Origin of the sequence: Planococcus salinus, assembly GCF_003719725.1 — a bacterium.
GTDB lineage: Bacteria > Bacillota > Bacilli > Bacillales_A > Planococcaceae > Planococcus > Planococcus salinus.
Genome location: NZ_RIAX01000018.1, coordinates 1 through 18,030 on the forward strand (window position 1 = coordinate 1; position 18,030 = coordinate 18,030).

The window sequence follows — 18,030 nt, forward strand, 5'->3', positions numbered from 1 at the left end:
TGGTTGGTCGATGTGTACCCCCACAATGGACTTTCACCACCTAGATAGTTGCCATGCCTGGCACACCAAAAAAAGAGCTGAGAGTCTTCACCCTCAGCTCTTTCCAAACTCACTCTCTCCCCGGTTTTCCTTTTCCAGGGTGCCCATCCGGCTTCCCTGGCTTGCCTTTCCCTGGATGTTTATCAGGCTTCCCTGACTTTCCTTTCCCTGGATGCTTATCCGGTTTATCCGGTTTTCCTTTCCCAGGATGCTCATCTGGCTTACCAGGCTTCCCTTTCCCAGGATGCTTATCCGGTTTTCCTGACTTCCCCTTTCCAGGATGATCCGGCTTCCCTGGATACGGGTTGCCCGGTTTTTCTTTCTCATAGATCACGGCTTCGCCGACGTTTCCGGCTGCGTCTTTAACCGTGACGGTGACGGAATCGGTTTTTTCAGATACCGGGAATGTGAATGATCCGTCCTGTGCCAAGTCGAACGCGACCGGTTCAACTGGCTTCCCTTTTTGTGTCGCTGTGTACGAAGCGTGCAGTTTTTCATTCAAATCGAAGGTTGCGCCGTACAGCACCAATTCCTGTTTGTAGACCGAGTACATGTCGTCCACTTGTCCTGTCGCCTGGCCGTCTGTGACGGTGCCAGTGATTTCAGGAGCTGTGGTTTTGACGATGACCGGTCCTGCATATTCATGGAGGAACGATGGCTTGCCCGACACCGGGACACCTTTGATATCAAATGTGTACAGACCATCCGGAATCGTGGTGGCCGGTGATCCGTCCCACGGCTGGTACTGGCCGTCGATGGTGAATGTGTGATCGTCCGCTTTCAGCGAGTCGCTGGCATGCACGTAGCCGATATAACCGTCGCCATAGGGTCCGCCGTATGGATTCATGATGTCCCAGATTTCGATGTAGTTGGTGGCGAGATCCCCTGTCAATGTGAATGACAGGTCAGCCGCGTCTTTCACGCCGTCTTCATCAAATGACATGTCAGTTTCTGAGATCGAGATATCGGTCACGGCCGTCGGTTCCCCGCTGAAGTCCGCCGCGAATGGCAGGGAGATTTCCGTGTCGCCATTTGAAATGTACAGATAGCCGAGAAGTTCGTCTCCCGCTTTTGGTTCGGCCGTCTGCGGAGCGGTCAACGTGACGTTCAGCAGCTGTTCACCGTTCAACGTGAATGAAGACTGATCCACTGTCACGGCCGCTCCTTCGAATGATTTGGTTTCATCTATCGTTACGTCATAGTTTCCGCCGTTGCCGGTGATATCTTTGATCATCACCTGCTTTGTAACGGAGACGGCACCGTCTTCCAACGACTGGGGACCGAACGTGATGGTCCCTTTTTCGTGGTCGACCATGTCGCCTTCTTCATCGAGCACGGCCTGGTCCTGTGCGTAGGCCAGAATTTCAGGGTGTGCCGCTTCGTAGGCATTGACGCGTCCCGCACCTTGTGCGAAGACGTCAAATTTATTCGTATCGAGAACGTCCGCTGTATTTGACAGCGCAACTTTGACGTCAAACGCATCCCATTGCGGATTGGCTTGTTTGACGAGGGCCGCGATTGCCGTTACGTGAGGGGCCGCCATCGAAGTGCCGGTTTTGCGTGTATAGGCTTCCTCGTATGATACACCGGGGAAGTCTGCCTGATACATCGGGATCGTCGACATGACGTTGGTACCCGGTGCGCTGACGTCCGGCTTGATGTCGAAGTTCGGCATCGACGGACCGCGTGAACTGGTATCGTGCACTTCGTCACCGATCGTCAGTGTTTGCGTAAAGTCGCCGAACGTCACCGTACCGCTGCTGCTTTCAAGCGCGGAACGGAGCGCTTCGCCGTCAGTTTGCGACAAGTCGAACGAAGGAATGAATTCAAACGAATCCCCCAGATACGTGCCCGACGCTGCCGGCGCATTCGATCCGCCTTCATTGTTATGAATCAGCACGGCCACTGCTCCCGCTTGTTGTGCCGCTGCGATTTTGTCGATAAAGGCGATTTCGCCGCGTGACACCAGCGCCACTTTGCCGTTTGCATCGATGGTTTCATAGTCAGCTGCCGCACCGATTCCCGGAACGGCCACGACTTCAAATTCACCTGCTAATTGGTCCGACAGGCTTGCGCCAAACGTGGTCGCCATCAGGTGGACCGGCTTCGCCAGTTCATAATCGCCCGCCTGGACATTCACCTGGCCGGCGTGCATTGTTTCAGGACTGGTCGTGTTGCCGACTGCAATGCCGAGCCGTGATGTGGACGGCGTGCCCATTGTGCCGCGCTCCGGACCGGTGTTGCCAGTCGCCAGGACCGCGATGGTTCCTTCCATCATGGCATTGTTGATGGCGTAGGCAGCCGCATCCGTTTCGGTGTTAGCGCCGACACCAAACGATAAATTGATGATGTCCATGTTGTGGTTGACGGCTTCTTCAATGCCGGCAAGGATGCTGGACGTGGCTCCGCTGCCGTACGCGCCGAGCACGCGGTAGGCGTACAAATCGACTTGCGGCGCGATGCCTTTGATGCCATAGTCATTGGCGCCGATTGCCGCAATGATTCCTGCGACGTGCGTGCCGTGGGAAGTGTAGAACGATTCGCCGTTCGCATTGAACTCCGGCTGCCCCGCGGCACGTTCAGATGGCCGCGTTTCTGAGGCATCATCCGGTTTTCGCTCGGTCGTGTACAGCGACGAATTGTGGGCGACAAAGTTTTTACCGCCTTTGTAGACGCCTTCGAATTCCGGATGGTCAGGGTCGATGCCGGTATCGAGCACCGCCACTTTGACGCCCTGGCCTTCCAGCCCTTCCTGCCACAACGCTTCAATTCCAGGGAATGAAAGGCTGCCGGACGAAGGCGCATCCGTTTCCGGCTGTTCGCCTGACGGCTCGTCAAACGCCTCCACTGTAACGTCCGGCTCGACCAGCGTCACGCCTTCAATGTCCAGCAGCTTGTCGACATCGTCCGCTTTCACGGTAGCGGAAAAACCGTTCAGCACCGTATCGTACGTAAATTTTTCGGCGAATGAAATCCCGCGGGCCTTCATCGCTTTTTTCGCAGAACTCTGCTGTGTCCGCACATTGGATTTGACTTTATTCGCCTGGAAGGGATTCATTGCTTTGCCTTTCGATTTTTGGATTCCCCGCTCCAGTCCGACCGGTTTTTCGGACAGTTGGATGATGACATCCACTTCTTCGTCCCCGGACAGCCCCTGCAGATCTTTATGTAATTTCGGCCCGCTGCTGCCCGTTCGCAGCTGCTCGGCAATTGCCGCTTTCACCTGCAGCTCGCTGTTGCTTGGCCCGTTGCCGAACGGCTGGGCCCCTTCGCCAGTGGCCGCTGCCGTAAACGGCGTCAGCAGCGACAATACCAGCACAAGCGCCAGTAGGCTGCTGAAATATTTCATCAACTTCTGCTTCCTCAACTTGATCTCCCCTTGCCAACGTCAGTTCATACTAGTTGAAATAGTAAGACTCTTACAGTTTAGCATATCTTTTTATGGAAATTATGAACATTTGTTGGGCGAATGGACGTGTTTTGTTTGGAATTGTTTGAGTGCCTGGCACCCAAACAATTCCAAACAATTACGGCACGATATGCTTCGCGCCCGGCAGCCGCTGCAGGGCGACGATGATGCCGAGTGACAGCACGAAGATGATGGCCCATGAAAGCGGGATGCCGACGGCCGCATGGATGGTCGTTTCGTTGATGCCGAGGAGTTTATTGACATAAAACTGGACGAGCGGATGGATGACGTAGATGCCAAGTGTGGCGGCGCTGATCAGGCGGATCGCCCCGTTCGGCTTGAAACGGCCGGCAAAATGCTGGAACAAAGCGAAGACGAACAGCGAAATAACAACGTGGTTCGGCCGCTCGTGGTCGTAGAAGAATTCGTCAAGCTCGCCTTGGCTGAAGGTCAGCTGATTGGTGGCCCAGTACGTGACCAAATAACCGATGACTGACAGCACGGCAAGCGGCGGCAGAACTTTTTTCGGCAATGGATATAGCACCAGGTAAGCGCCGAGCATGAAATAACCGACGAATGGCTGGAACATGCCGGTGTAGAAAGCCGGCTCGTAGCCATAGAATTTCGGCAGCAGCGGCATGAATACGGAAAACAGCAGCCAGAAACCGAGAAACACTTCAAACAGGCGCTTGGACATGTGCTGGACCAAAAGACGCAAAAACGGCGCCATCAAATAAAGGCCGAAAATCACGTACAGGAACCATAAATGGTAATAGACGTCATCTACCAGGAAGCGCTTGACCATTTGCCAGAGCGTCATGTCTTCGCCCTGTTCAAAAACCAGGTAAGCCAAATAGACCCCGCTCCAGAATATGAGCGGGATGAGCACTTTGCCGAGGCGTCTGCTGTAGAATTCGCCGATGGGCGGTATCTGTTTTTTTGTCAGCAGCAACGCGCCGCTCAGCATGAAAAAGATCGGTACGCACCAGCGGAGGGCCGAGTCGATGGCGTGCGCCAGCTGCCATTGCCAGTGGTCCGGCGCTTCCGTATTGAGTATTTTCGACACGACGTGCACCAGAACCACCACCATGATGGCCAGCACGCGGAGCCAGTCCATGTAATCATATCGTTTCGCCATGACGGCACCTCCCATCTGTTTATTACACCATTCCCCTTCTTTTTTTAAAATGAAACGCGGCGCACCTTACAATTGTGTGGGTGCCTGGCACCCACACATTATTTTGATGAAAGGGCATGACTTCCCCGGCGAATGTCTTTATAATAGAAGGTACTGTGGTTTTTTATGGCTCGGCGCGGGTTTCATTTCCCCAAACCGGCAGTTGCAGCATTCGGACGCCGGCGGCTCAACGCCAGCGCATGAGGAAAAAGGAGCAATCTCGCATGACTTCAAACATACTGATCATTGTCCCGGCCTATAACGAAGAACAGGCGATCATCGGCACGGTCCAGCAGTTACAGCAATTCCCGGAATATGATTATGTCGTCATCAATGACGGCTCGACGGACCGGACGAAAGAGATCCTGGAAACGAACAACATCCCCCATATTTCACTGCCCGTCAACCTCGGGATCGGCGGCGCGGTGCAGACCGGCTACCGGTACGCGGAACGCGGCCATTACGACTACGCCATTCAATTGGATGCGGATGGCCAGCATAATCCCGAAGACCTCCATCATCTGGTCGCCGAAATGAAGCGCCGTGACGTGGACATGTTGATCGGCTCGCGCTTTTTGGAGAAATCCAATTACAAAGGCAGTTTGACGAGACGAACCGGCATTTTGTATTTCAATTATTTGCTGCGGATGATTTCACGCGTCAAAATCACGGATCCGACGTCCGGCTACCGCATCGTCAACCGCAACGTCATCAAATGGTTTGCCAACGATTATCCGGTCGATTACCCGGAAGTGGAAGTGATCGCAAAACTGGCCCGAAAAGGCTACAAAGTGGAAGAAACGAAAGTGGAAATGAACGCCCGCCAAGGAGGGGAATCGTCGATTACGCCAAGTAAATCCCTTTATTACATGGCGAAAGTCACGTTCTTTTCACTGATTCGTTCCTATACATAGAAAGGAACTGGATTCGTATGGATAATATACATTTCATCGTGCTGCTCTCAGCATTCGTGTTTTTGGTGATTGTGGTGTCGATGACGGCGAAGAATAAATTGACCGACCAGTACGCTTTCATGTGGCTGACGTTTTCAATCATCGGCGTCGTACTCGCCATTGCATTGCCGTATTTGAACGATCTGGCGACTGCGCTCGGCATTGCGTATATGCCGTCGCTGATTTTCCTGCTGGCGTTTCTTGTGGTGCTGTCGCTGCTGATCTACCATACGCAGCTGTTGTCGAAACAGGAACATCGCATCAAATTGCTCATACAGGAAGTGGCGTTTTTGCAAAAAGACATACAGGACGCCCGGAAAGAGGACCGCAACTCATGAATTTCACTCATTTAATTTTAGTATTATGCAATACATTGATTTTAGTATCCGGCCAGTTTTTATGGAAAATCGGCATGGAGCGGCAGGCTGATGCGTTTTCTTCCGTCTTTTCAGTCGTCAAGCTGTTCTTCACACCGTTCATTTTTTCCGGACTGGCGATGTACGGACTGGCCACGGTGCTGTGGCTGTTCATCTTAACAAAAGTTCCGCTTAGCATTGCGTACCCGCTGCAGTCGAGTGCCTACGTCATCGCGGTGGTCGGCGCGTTCTTCATTTTCGGCGAGTCGATCACGCCCTGGAAAATCGCCGGCGTGTGCTTTATCATGCTCGGTGTCTCCATCATCGGCTTGAGCGAAATGCGCTAAGACAGGAAAAGCGAGGTTGTCATGAAAAATTTATCCGAAATCAATATGATCCGGGCGTTCGCTTGCCTGAGCGTCGTCTACAATCATGTCATCACCAATTTTGACAAATTCACAGCAAACGACTTTTCGGAGACCGCGGCTTTCACGGTCCTCCGTTATTTGTTTTTATTCGCCACACCGGTCTTTATCCTGATCTCGATCACGCTGCTGTCGCGCAATTACCCGGAAAAACTGCCCGAGCGCTTTCTGTGGAAACGGCTGAAGTTCATCTTCGTGCCGTATGTGCTGATCGGCTTGTTCACGGCTTATATCGCCTCGGTCAACAGCGAGGAATCCGGATTCAGGGAAATCGCCTGGAAGATTGTCGCACTCGGTGACTGGCACGGCTTTTTCATCCTGGTCATTTTCCAGTTTTACCTGCTGTTCTGGCTGTTCAACAAGCTCCTGCGGAAAATAAAACCGTGGATGCCGCTGCTCGTGACGTTCGTCATATCATTCGGCCATCTGTACGCCATGGAGCATGTTCTGGCGTATCAGGAATTCATCTATACCGAGTATCCGCTGTGGTACCGCACGAATATACTGGCGTGGCTGTTTTACTTTGTCGCCGGCTTCTACATCGGCGTCCATTACGAACGGCTCGTGGCGTTTCTCGTGAATAAATGGTGGCTGCTGCTGGTCGTTGCGGCCGGCAGTTTCGCCTGGGTCTATCATAACGTCGTGACCGTCGGCTACACCGACGTCGCAAGCGACCGCTACGACATGTTCCTCTACACATTGTCGGTGTTCTTTTTGCTGGTCGTGCTGTTCCGGAAAATGACGTTCCGGATGCCGCTGCTCGAAATCGTCAGCAGTTTCTCGTTTTTCATCTATTTGTCGCACCTGCTCTTTATGGTCGGCCTCGGCCGCATCACGCAGGTGTTCCAGGACAGCTTTCTCCTCTATTCGCTGACACTGCTGCTGTTCGTCACCGGCATCAGCGTCGGCATCGGGATTTTGCTGTATACGAACCGCGTAACCCGGCTCGTCACTGGGAAAAATGCGTGGATGGACCGGCTGATGCGGCCGGTTGTCAGCGAGTCGAAATAATGTTGTATGAGGCAGTCCGCTTTGGCGGGCTGTTTTTTTCACCTCGCGCCCCAGTGACCGACTCAATTGTTCCTCAAATTGTGGCGGACGCTGGGGCGCAAAGTATATTGCTTGAGTTACGACTTTGCTTCTTTTAGCTGTCTGGTCTTCGGGTTTGTCGCCATTCGCGCAGGCGAATGGCTGGCATTAGGCTTTTGGTTTTTTGCTTTTTGTTTTTCACTTGCCTCTTGCTTGAGACGAGCGGGCGAGTTCCGACCTTTTCGACGTGAGTTCCGACGGATGATGTGCGGGTTCCGACCAATTCGACTCGAATTCCGACGAATCACCCATGAATTCCGACTAACGCAAAAAATCCCGCTCCTATTTTCCACGGAGCGGGATTTTTTGTTTTATTCCGACAAGCGGTACAGGAATACGGCAAGCTGGCCGCGTGTGATGTTTTGGGCGACGCCGTAGCGCGTAGCCGAGACGCCGTCCGTGACATCATTGGCGACCAGAGCGTTGACCGCGCTTCTGTAGCGGTCAGAGACGTCGGTGAAGGACGACGATACGCCGCCAGCGGACAAATCATAGGCCCGCTGCAGGATGATGGCCATTTCACCGCGCGTCAGCGGATCGTAGGAACCGAAGCTGGTCGCCGATTTCCCGCCGATGATGCCGGCTGCTTTCAAGGCATTGACGGCACCGGCTGCGCGGTCCGGAACATCGGTGAAGCCGGATGGCGGTGCCGTTTCTGTATTCAAGCCGAGTTCTCTGGCAATCAACACTGCCGCGTCCGCGCGGATGATGTTATGTGTAACGCCGAATTCCGTTTCCGAAACACCCTGCGTCACTTCATTTTCCACCAGGTACTCCACAGCTGGCGCGTAAAATGTCGGCACGTCCTGGAAATCGATTTCAGGTTCCGGAGTTGGTTCAGGCTCAGGTGTTGGGTCAGGCTCTGGTGTCGGCTCCGGCTCAGGCTTTGGCTCTGGCTCCGGTTCCGGTGCTGCCGGTTCCTGCACAGTCACTGTCATGCGGACCGTCTCTCCTTCATATGTGGCGGTTATGATGGTGCTGCCGGATCCTACAGCTTCCACTCTGCCGTTTTCCACTGTCGCGACGCTCCGTCTGCTGGATAACCACGCCGCTTCGTCAGTGACAGCTTTCCGGTCGCCGTTTTCATACACAGCCGTCGCGGTCACGTCAACCGTTTCACCAATTGCTGCCGTAAATGACGACTCGCTCAGTTCCAGTTCATTAATCAGATTAAGTTCTGGTTCTGGCGTTGGTTCCGGTTCTGGTTCCGGTTCTGGTTCCGGTTCAGGTGTTGCTGCCGGTTCCTCAACGGTCACCGTCATACCGACTGATTGTCCCTGGTATGTGGCCGAAATGGTGGTGCTTCCGGGACCGGTTGCTTCCACCACACCATCTTCCACTGTCGCCACAGCCCGCTTGGCGGACGACCACGCCGCTTCGGTGGTAATGTTCTGCCGTTCGCCGTTTTCATACACAGCCGTTGCGGTCACGTCAATTGTTTCACCGACGGTTGCCGTAAACGAGGATTCACTCAACAGCAGTCTGTGGATGGGATTCGGTTCCGGTTCAGGATCAACGACCAATTCAGGCTCCGGATCAGGTTCTGCTTCAGGAGGCGGTGTCGGCGCCACTGCAGGTTCCGGCAGTGGTTCCGGTACATTGACTACAATCGTCGCTTCTTCGCCTTCAAAACTGGCGGTGATGGTCGTACTGCCGTAACCGGTCAGTTCCACGCGCCCCGCCGTCACGGTTGCGATAGAAGGGTCGGCGGAAGTCCAAGCTGCTTCATCGTCCACAATGACACGGTTGCCGTATTTATGGATGGCCGTGGCCGTAATCTGGACCACTTCCCCCGGTTCTCCGAGAATGCGTGTTTCATTCACTTCCAGATCGACGACCGGATCCGCCACCGGTTCTGGCTCCGGTTCCGGCACATGGACGACGATTACCGCTTCCTGTTCTTCGTATGTGGCACGAATGGTGGTGTCTCCATTACCTGCCAGCTCGACCCATCCGTCCGTGACCGTTGCGACGGCCGGATTTTCGGAAGTCCACTCGGCTGCATCCGTGACAATTTCCCTGTCGCCGTTTTCACGGACCGAAGACGCCGTCACCTGAAAACTTTCCCCCGGATCGCCGGTCAGGGTATCGACGCTGATTTCCAGTGCAGTGACCGGATTCGGTTCTTCAATGACGATCGGCTCTGTGAATGAAGATGCCTGAATGGCACCGTAACCGAACAACGGATCTCTTCCATCTGCGCCCAGATCAACCGTTTGTTCAATCAACACCTGGCGCAGCTGGTCATTGGAAAGCTCCGGATACGCTTCTTTCATTAACGCCAGTTGACCCGCTGTATAAGGAGCCGCCATGGAAGTGCCGCTTATATACGCATAGCCTCCATCGATGTACGTGCTCAGAATCGCGGAGCCGGGAGCCGCCACTTCAACCGCTGGGCCAGTGGAAGAAAAAGAAGCCCGTTTCGAATAACGGTCAAGCGCGCCGACTGCTATAGCATTGTCATAACGGGCCGGATAATCGACTGAATCGCCCAATCCATCGCTGGCCCCGTCATTCCCGGCAGCTGCCACGACGAGCACGCCACTGTTATAGGCGCGGTCGATCGCCGAACGGAAAATGGACGAATCGGTTTGGGTGCCGGCACTCAAATTGATGATGTCCATGTTGTTGGACACTGCCCAATTGATGCCTTCGACAATATCGGATAAGTAAGCGGATCCTTCCTCGTTAAACGCTTTGACAGCGTAAATGTCCGAATCATAGGCTACTCCTTTAACGCCGACCCTGTTGTTCCGCGCACCAAGAATGCCGGCGACATGCGTGCCGTGGCCTTGGTCATCGTCGTAGGAAGACGTGTAGCCGACCGTCGAAATGCCTCCAGCGATTTCAAGGTCTTCGTGAGGAGAAATACCGGAATCGATGACTGCAATTTTCACACCTTGTCCTGAAAAACCGGATCTCCAGGGAGTGTCAGTATTGGTGTAGGAGATCCCCCAATCTTCCCGCTGGTAATTCAATTTCACGACAATGTCTTCTTCCACTTCAAGGACGGAAGAATCGTTTGCCAATTCATGCACGGCTGTTTCAGGGACGGTGGCCGCCACCACGGACATATCCTCGTAGCGCTCCGTCACTTCCCCTCCCGCTGCAGCAATGCTCTGTGTCATCTCCTGGTTGCTGGCGTTTTCCTCAAACGCAATCAGCACCCGTTTTTTCTCTGCATCAGCGTCCGCTGAAGCAAGGTTCACATTATAAGCCGGGAACAATAAGGTCAAAGCCATCAAGGCATAAAGTGTTTTTTTCAATGAATGAAACCCCTTTCGTTAGGTAGTGAAATATGTATGTAATCCTGGTGTAACCATACCCTTATCTTAGCAATATTATACATTTATTTTTGCTAATTACTAGTTTTTTCTAATAATTATTTCTTCTTTTAAAGTGGCGGTTGGGCTGAAAAATGTGTGGAAGAGAGGTGACACACTTTGTTGGGAGGCTGCGTTGGGTGGGAGAGTTGAGTTATGACTTTATTTGCTCGAGTTGCGATTTTTAACAGCTGAGTTACGACCATCAAAAAAAGCTCCTGGGCCCAGGAGCTTTCTCTACTTCATCTATTTTATTTATTCCAAGTCACGTTCGTCTTCTTTTTTTCATTAACTGTCAGTTGGAAGACGTCGGGGCGTGCGTAGTGGCCGGCGACGTCGAAGTCGAAATGGCTTTCGGCGATTTTGTCGAGATCCAGATTAGCGTAGATGATGGTTTCTTTGCCGAATACCGGTCCGGCGACGTATTCGCCGAGCGGGTCGACGATGCAGCTGCCGCCGCGCGTCATTTCGTCCGGCAAGTCGGCGAATTCGTCTCTGGACGCAATGTCTTCCGGGTAATCCGCTTTGGTCGAATACTGGTTGCATGACAGCACGAAGCATCGGCCTTCCGCGGCGACGTGGCGCACCGTCGCCTGCCACGTGTCGCGGTGGTCGGCTGTCGGCATGACATAAATCTGCACACCTTTTTCATACATCGCTGCACGCGCCAGCGGCATGTAATTTTCCCAGCAGATCAACGCGCCGATTTTGCCGTACGGCGTGTCGAACACCGGCAATGTGCTGCCGTCGCCTTCTCCCCAGATCAGCCGCTCCGATCCCGTCGGCTTCAACTTCCGGTGCTTGCCCAGCAATTCACCGTCCGGTCCGAAGAACAGCGCCGTGCAGTACAGCGTCCCTTGCGTCGACTCGCTGTCTTTTTCGATGACGCCGATGACGACGTATGCGCCCGCCTTTTTGGCCGCTTCGCCGATTTCCGCCGTCTCCGGTCCTGGCACGGCGATGGAGTTTTTCCAGTACTGCAGGAAATCTTTCCGCCCTTCACTCGACCGGCTGCCGACGACCGCTCCAAACGCCATGCCCCGCGGATACGCGGGAATAAACGCTTCAGGGAAAACGACGATTTTTGCTCCTTCCCTGCCTGCTTCCTCCAGCAGGCGCACCGTCTTATTGACACCTTTTTGCTTATCCATTATTTCCGAGCCGGCCTGAACGACCGCTACTTTTACGTTTGTTTTGTCCATTATTCTGCCCCTTTGCTGATTGCTCAATATAAGAAAATTGTAAACTTTTGGGGCGGAAATGTATAGGTGGCAGGGTGAGTTCCGACGGGTTAGGCCTGAATTCCGACGAATAACACTTGAATTCCGACCAATCACGCTCGAATTCCGACGTCGCTCCTTACAGGAGGTATTGGCTCTTCGTCTTTTATCGCCATTCGCGCAGGCGAATGGCTTCCATTTGTCTTTTGGTCTTTTTCTGTGTTTAGGGGAAGGCTGGATGAGTTCCGACCTTTTTGTCGCGAGTTCCGACGTGTTTGGCTTGAATTCCGACGAATAACACTTGAATTCCGACCAATCACGCCCGAATTCCGACGTCGCTACTTACAGGAGGTATTGGCTCTTCGTCTTTTATCGCCATTCGCGCAGGCGAATGGCTTCCATTTGTCTTTTGGTCTTTTTCTGTGTTTAGGGGAAGGCTGGATGAGTTCCGACCTTTTTGTCGCGAGTTCCGACGTGTTTGGCTTGAATTCCGACGAATAACACTTGAATTCCGACCAATCACGCCCGAATTCCGACGTCGCTACTTACAGGAGGTATTGGCTCTTCGTCTTTTATCGCCATTCGCGCAGGCGAATGGCTTCCATTTGTCTTTTGGTCTTTTTCTGTGTTTAGGGGAAGGCTGGATGAGTTCCGACCTTTTTGTCGCGAGTTCCGACGTGTTTGGCTTGAATTCCGACGAATAACACTTGAATTCCGACCAATCACGCCCGAATTCCGACGTCGCTACTTACAGGAGGTATTGGCTCTTCGTCTTTTATCGCCATTCGCGCAGGCGAATGGCTTCCATTTGTCTTTTGGTCTTTTTCTGTGTTTAGGGGAAGGCTGGATGAGTTCCGACGGATTGGGCCTGAATTCCGACGAATAACACTTGAATTCCGACCAATGACGCTCGAATTCCGACGTCGCTCCTTTCTTCATGTTTTCCTCCTGCTTTGTTTCCGTGCATAAAAAATTTATTTACAAAATAAGTAAGAGTTTTCAATCAATTATTGATATAATCCTAATGAGGAGGAATGCTATGTTCAGTAAAAGGCGAATTGCCCCGTATTTAATGGAGACGTTGCCGCGATTGGAGCGGCGGCTACCGAAAAATCACGCGAGTCGGAAGTTGACGGCTCAGCACCATTACCAGATTACGGCCGGCTTTGGCGGTGAGCAGGAGGTTGACAAGAAGTTGGAAAAGATGCGCTGGCACACTGAACGGATGGTGTTGTGTGATTTCCACCTTCAGTCTGAGATCCAACCTTGCCAGATCGATACCGTCATTTTGACTCCGTTTTATGCTCTGGTGCTGGAGGTGAAAAATTATTCCGGCTCCCTTGATTTCAAAGATGGCACCAATCATATGGAACAGACCACCCGTGAAGGCGACCGCTTCGGTTTTCATTCGCCGATCAATCAAGTATTAACGGCCTCTGAGGAATTGGAAATTTTGCTCAGGCAACTGGCCATCCCTTTGCCGATTTATCCGGTGGTTGTGCTGCCGTATTCCAGAACACTATACACGCGTGCGCCTGAGACCGTGCCGGTTGTGTATGCGCATTCGCTGGGCCGATTCATCTCCCGTCTTCCCCGGACTGGCCACTCCCTTACTTCTGCCGAATTGGCCGCCGTGAGTGAACAAGTACTCGCCCATCATACCCCTTTCCCCAAAATCAATTATCAAAAAGAATATTTTTACCAACCGGAACAATTAAGAACCGGCGTGCTATGCGCACAATGCGACGCTCGAGCCATAAAAGAAAGCGAACGCATTCATGCTTGCAGACATTGTGGCACCCGTCTCGATGATGGCTACGCACAGGCATTGGAAGATTGGTTTGAATTCGCCTCTCCCACAATCAACAACGCCCAGTGCCGACGTTTCCTGGAATTAAAAGACAAGCACGCTGCCACTTATCTGCTGAAAAAGATGAATCTTTCGCCTAGTGGGCACTCTACACAACGGTCATATACGCGGGTGTGAAAAGTGGACTTCGAAAGTGAATTCCGACCTTTTTGTCGTGAGTTCCGACAGATCGGCTGCGAATTCCGACGTGAGACGCATGAGTTCCGACCAATCTCACTTGAGTTCCGACGTCGTCTCATCCACGGGGCCTGGCTTTTCATCTTTTGTCGCCGTTCGCGCAGGCGAATGGCTTCCGTCTGTCTTTTGGTGTTGCACTTGCTTATTTGGCTGACGGAGTGAGTTCCGACCTTTTCACCGTGAGTTCCGACGAATCGGCTGTGAATTCCGACGCATGACGATCGAGTTCCGACGAATCGCCCGTGAATTCCGACCCCGCCCTCATTTCGAACTCAAAAAAGGCATTCGCAGCGCTGCGAATGCCTTTTGTCGTTCCATTATCTTTTCGACTTTTTCAGTTGTCCTTTGTTCGTCACGACGGTGTAGTGGCCGAGTTCGTTGACGCTTAGCGTGAACGTGTCGCCGTTCAGCTTACCTTGGACAATTTTCCATTTGCCTTTCCGGTCTTCACGTGCGCCGAATTGGACTTTTACTTTCTTGTCCGTGTCGAACGTCAGCTCCACTGCTTCGCTGAATTGGAGGGCAAGTTCGTTGCCGTCATTGTCCGTAATCGCGATGTCGATTTGTTCGGTCAGCGCCGGACGTTTGTCGACTTGCTCTTCGTCGTCAACTGCCAGTTCCAGATTGAAGCCTTCGCCGGCAGCTGCTGCCATCTGCTGCAGGTTGTCTGCAGAGAACGTGATGTCCGCTGATGGCAGATCGATCAGCAAATCTTTGCCGCTTTCCAGCAGCTCAGCCACAGTGCCTTCTGTGAATTCGATGGCCAGTTCGCCGTCTTCATTAAACTCACCTGCCGTTACAACCGCCTGGTCGCCGGACAGGTCAGGATCTGCCTGCTGTTCGCCCGGTACCTGCGGCTCTTCAGCTGCTTCAAATGAAATCTGTGCCAACAGTGGATCGTGATCCGATGCGCGGCCATGCTCTTCCATGAACATCGCGTTGATGTGGACCATATCCAGTTCTGTGCGATCAGCCAGATTATTGGTCACCAATAAATGATCGAGAACCTGTGAGTTGCCCTGGTAATAATAAGAGAAACGGTCTTCCACTGGGACATCTTCGACTTTATTCGTCAAAATGTCGCCTTTTAATGCTTCAAGGGCCGGTGTGAATTCGAAGTCGTTCATGTCTCCCGCTACGACAACGTTCAGGTCCGGGTCCTGTTCAAGCCCTTCGGCAATGAAACCGTTGATGGCATGCGCCAACTCGATGCGCTCCGCTTCAGAGCCGAGGAATGGCGGCTGATTCTGGCCGAATAACGGCTGGTCCCCGCCTTTTGAGTTCAAGTGTGTGCCGATGACAACCACTTGCTCGCCCTGGAATTCGAATTGCGCGGCGATCGGTTTGCGCGTGTTCGGCATCGGGATCGGCTGGATACGTCCCGGGTTCAGGGACAATTCGCCGTCGACCCATTCCGTATCCTGTGTCGCTGTCCCTTTGGTGCCTTCAGAAAGTGTCACACGTTCAGGGTTGTACAGATAGCCGACGCGAATATTGCCGCCCGGCTGGCCGCCGTCCTGATTGTATTCAGGTGCAATGTCCGTCCATTCATACGCCGGACCGCCAGCTGCCTGGATGTCGGCAATCAATCGTTCGTAGCTTGCCGTTGCGTCACTGTTGTTCGATTCGACCGGGCCGTCACTGTCCTGCACTTCCACCATGACGATGATGTCCGGTGAATTCAAGTCGCTTACGAAAGATTCCGCAATGCGCTGTGCTTTCGCGTCTGACGTATGGCTCGGGTCAGCCGAGAAGTTCTCGACGTTGTAAGCCGCGACCGTCAATTTGTCTTCCGCATTTTCAATCCACGTTTCTTCAGGTGTCGTGCCGCCGTCCACGATTTGCGGAAGATTATTTTCATCTGTCCAAATCTGGTAGTTTCCGAAGCCGAAGCCAAGGACACCAACCGGCATTTCCGCGAATGTGTCGCCGGCTTTTGCGACAACGTCTTCATTCAACGTGACGGTGATTCGTTCCGGATTGTAATCGTCTTCGGCAAGCAGAATGCCGTCTTGTTTATGAAAATCGTTGTTTGTAGCGTTTTTGGATACGACGAACACTTCACCGTAATCCTGTGGCCCGACGATTTGTGCGTCAGCCACGCCGACCCGCATCAATTCAAGCGCTTCCCAGAAGTCAATGCCGTCTTCTTCCGGATCGAACGAAGTCAATCCGTCATTTTCGATATTCTTTGTCGGTGGGAAAACGTCTTCCCCGATGATCAGGGGTTCAGGCAATTCCGCCGTTCCGTCTTTCACCACTTCCGTTGAACGGATGCGTGTAAGCGGCAGGTCGTTGTCTCTCATGTCGGAATAGCCTTTATAGAACCATTCCTCGACAGTACCGTCGACTGTCACCACATCGCCGACTTCAAACTCATTGCCGGCATTCGGCCGGTTGACGATAATGGCTTCTGAAGTCGTCCAGTCGCCGTCATCTTCCGGATCCTGGATAACGAAGTTTGCGCCGTTATAGAAATGCGTGATGACACCTGTGATTTCATTGACCAAAACGTCTTCGTAGTCCGAGTAATGGCCTTGTCCCTGGATGTCACGGATTTTCAGGTCCGATGCTTTCAGAACGGTATAGTCGAATGAAAACACTTCTGACGTTTCGTCAGAGATGGCGATCGCCTGGATCACCGTGTCTTCCGTCAATTCGATTGGTGCTGTATAAACAGTACTGTCGGCAGTTGGTGTCGAGCCGTCCAGCGTGTAATGGATCGTTGCGTTGTCCCAGCCGCTTTGAAGGGTGATTTCCGTCCCTTCCGAAACGATGCCCGGGAAGATGTCTGTGTAAACAGCCGGCTTGTTGACAAGGTCGAAGCTGTCGAGGCCGAGCGTTTTCACTTGGTAGGTTTCGTAGAATTTCGAGGCGATCCCTGTTACATGGACCAAATCGCCTTCCTGGTATTGCTGTGTAAAGCGTTCGAACGTCAAGCCGTTGCGGTTGTCGTTGCGGATTACGACTTGTTCGCCGTTTTCAGCTGTTGCTGTAAACTCGAATGTGCCGTAATCATTGACTGATTCAAGGCCTGTGATGGTCACATTCTGCAATTCAATGCGTTCACCCTGTGTTTCTTCGTTCACTTGTGCAGGTGAAATGGTTTGGAGTTCCGGCAATTCATTGTCGGAAGACAGCACTTCCACTGTATTCGGCTGCAATTGCAGTTCATCGGAATACAATGAAGTCGAGCCTGTCAAACGCACTTCGTCTCCTGCATTCACGTCAGCGTTACTCGTATAGACGTAAATGCCGGCCGTGTCGTCCTGGACGTAAAACGCGTTGCCGCCCCAGAAGCCAGTGCCTGTCGTGACAATGCCATCCACCTGGATCAAGTCAGCGTCCGTCGTGCGGGCTTCAGCAATCGAGTCGACCACTGTCGGTTCAGGAGGCGCTTCGCCTTCTGAAAGAATGCTGAAGCTTGTCGGTGACTTCAAGCCGGGAACAGTGAAATAGGCTTCAAGAGATCCTGTAATCGTCACTTCCGCTTTGAAATTCTGCGGATTGTCAGCGAGATTTAATGCGGAACGGACAGAGCCCGATGGCAATTGAACCGTCAAAATGTTGGCTGGGTCGGTTTCATCCGGCGAATCCGCCAGTGCTAAGTTTGTGGCAGAGTCAAACGGCGCTTCCTGGTCGTAATTCCCGCCGCTGATGACCGTGCCCACTATGTACCCGTGGACCGTCGCATCGCCGCTATTGTTGGCAATCGCTTCTGCGACCGTAATCGGTTCCGCCGCATCGGCCGTCGCCACATAAGGCAAAGCTGCCGAAATGGCGAGTAAAAAGCTTAAGAATACCTTGCTGAATGCACTTTTCGTCAAGTTCTTCACTCCTTCTTTTATCTTATGATACGGAATCATTATACAAAAGAATGGTAAACTCTTCGTTAAAATAGTGTAACTTTTACAAATTCATGCCCGATGTATTTATATTAATTGTAATTTCTGTATGAAATTTATGTAAACTATACTGAATTAGATGCGTGC

The 18,030-nt window shown here is 52.6% G+C and carries 10 protein-coding genes; 5 read left to right on the forward strand and 5 right to left on the reverse strand.

Annotated elements, in window-relative coordinates:
• Positions 1 to 109: 109 nt before the first annotated feature.
• Complete coding sequence (locus EEX84_RS15405) at positions 110 to 3,388, reverse strand: S8 family serine peptidase (RefSeq protein WP_240034006.1); 3,279 nt, start codon at positions 3,386 to 3,388, stop codon at positions 110 to 112.
• A gap of 178 nt (positions 3,389 to 3,566) precedes the next feature.
• The gene (locus tag EEX84_RS15410) at positions 3,567 to 4,601 is read right to left on the reverse strand and encodes an acyltransferase (RefSeq protein WP_338048390.1); all 1,035 of its coding nucleotides are present in this window, start codon (positions 4,599 to 4,601) and stop codon (positions 3,567 to 3,569) included.
• A gap of 248 nt (positions 4,602 to 4,849) precedes the next feature.
• Between EEX84_RS15410 and EEX84_RS15415 the strand changes: the two genes are divergently transcribed.
• The 4 genes from EEX84_RS15415 to EEX84_RS15430 are packed head-to-tail and all read left to right on the forward strand — an operon-like array spanning position 4,850 to position 7,370.
• Positions 4,850 to 5,539: a glycosyltransferase family 2 protein gene (locus tag EEX84_RS15415; protein WP_123166543.1), complete on the forward strand. Its 690-nt coding sequence runs from the start codon at positions 4,850 to 4,852 to the stop codon at positions 5,537 to 5,539.
• 17 nt (positions 5,540 to 5,556) lie between these two features.
• Entirely contained in the window at positions 5,557 to 5,916 is a 360-nt protein-coding gene (locus tag EEX84_RS15420; RefSeq protein ID WP_123166544.1) for a DUF2304 domain-containing protein, read from the forward strand.
• Positions 5,913 to 6,281 (forward strand): EamA family transporter, encoded by a 369-nt coding sequence (locus EEX84_RS15425; RefSeq protein WP_123166545.1) that lies wholly within the window; start codon positions 5,913 to 5,915, stop codon positions 6,279 to 6,281. The genes EEX84_RS15420 and EEX84_RS15425 overlap by 4 nt, the downstream gene beginning before the upstream one ends.
• Positions 6,282 to 6,302: 21 nt before the next feature.
• On the forward strand, positions 6,303 to 7,370 hold the full coding sequence (locus tag EEX84_RS15430) for an acyltransferase family protein (protein WP_123166546.1): 1,068 nt from the start codon (positions 6,303 to 6,305) through the stop codon (positions 7,368 to 7,370).
• 389 nt (positions 7,371 to 7,759) lie between these two features.
• Here EEX84_RS15430 and EEX84_RS15435 read toward each other — a convergent pair whose 3' ends face one another.
• Both EEX84_RS15435 and EEX84_RS15440 read right to left on the reverse strand, forming a co-directional pair.
• Positions 7,760 to 10,714, reverse strand: coding sequence for a S8 family peptidase (locus EEX84_RS15435; protein ID WP_123166547.1), 2,955 nt, complete (start codon positions 10,712 to 10,714; stop codon positions 7,760 to 7,762).
• A 308-nt stretch (positions 10,715 to 11,022) separates the two neighbouring features.
• Positions 11,023 to 11,973: a carbon-nitrogen hydrolase family protein gene (locus tag EEX84_RS15440; RefSeq protein WP_123166548.1), complete on the reverse strand. Its 951-nt coding sequence runs from the start codon at positions 11,971 to 11,973 to the stop codon at positions 11,023 to 11,025.
• Between the two features lie 1,057 nt (positions 11,974 to 13,030).
• Between EEX84_RS15440 and EEX84_RS15450 the strand changes: the two genes are divergently transcribed.
• Positions 13,031 to 13,978 (forward strand): nuclease-related domain-containing protein, encoded by a 948-nt coding sequence (locus EEX84_RS15450; RefSeq protein ID WP_158599132.1) that lies wholly within the window; start codon positions 13,031 to 13,033, stop codon positions 13,976 to 13,978.
• 377 nt (positions 13,979 to 14,355) lie between these two features.
• On the opposite strand, the gene EEX84_RS15455 is transcribed toward EEX84_RS15450, so the two are convergent.
• Positions 14,356 to 17,874 carry a DUF6359 domain-containing protein gene (locus EEX84_RS15455; RefSeq protein ID WP_420812588.1) on the reverse strand — a complete coding sequence of 1,173 codons (3,519 nt, stop codon included), beginning with the start codon at positions 17,872 to 17,874 and terminating at the stop codon, positions 14,356 to 14,358.
• Positions 17,875 to 18,030: the final 156 nt, after the last annotated feature.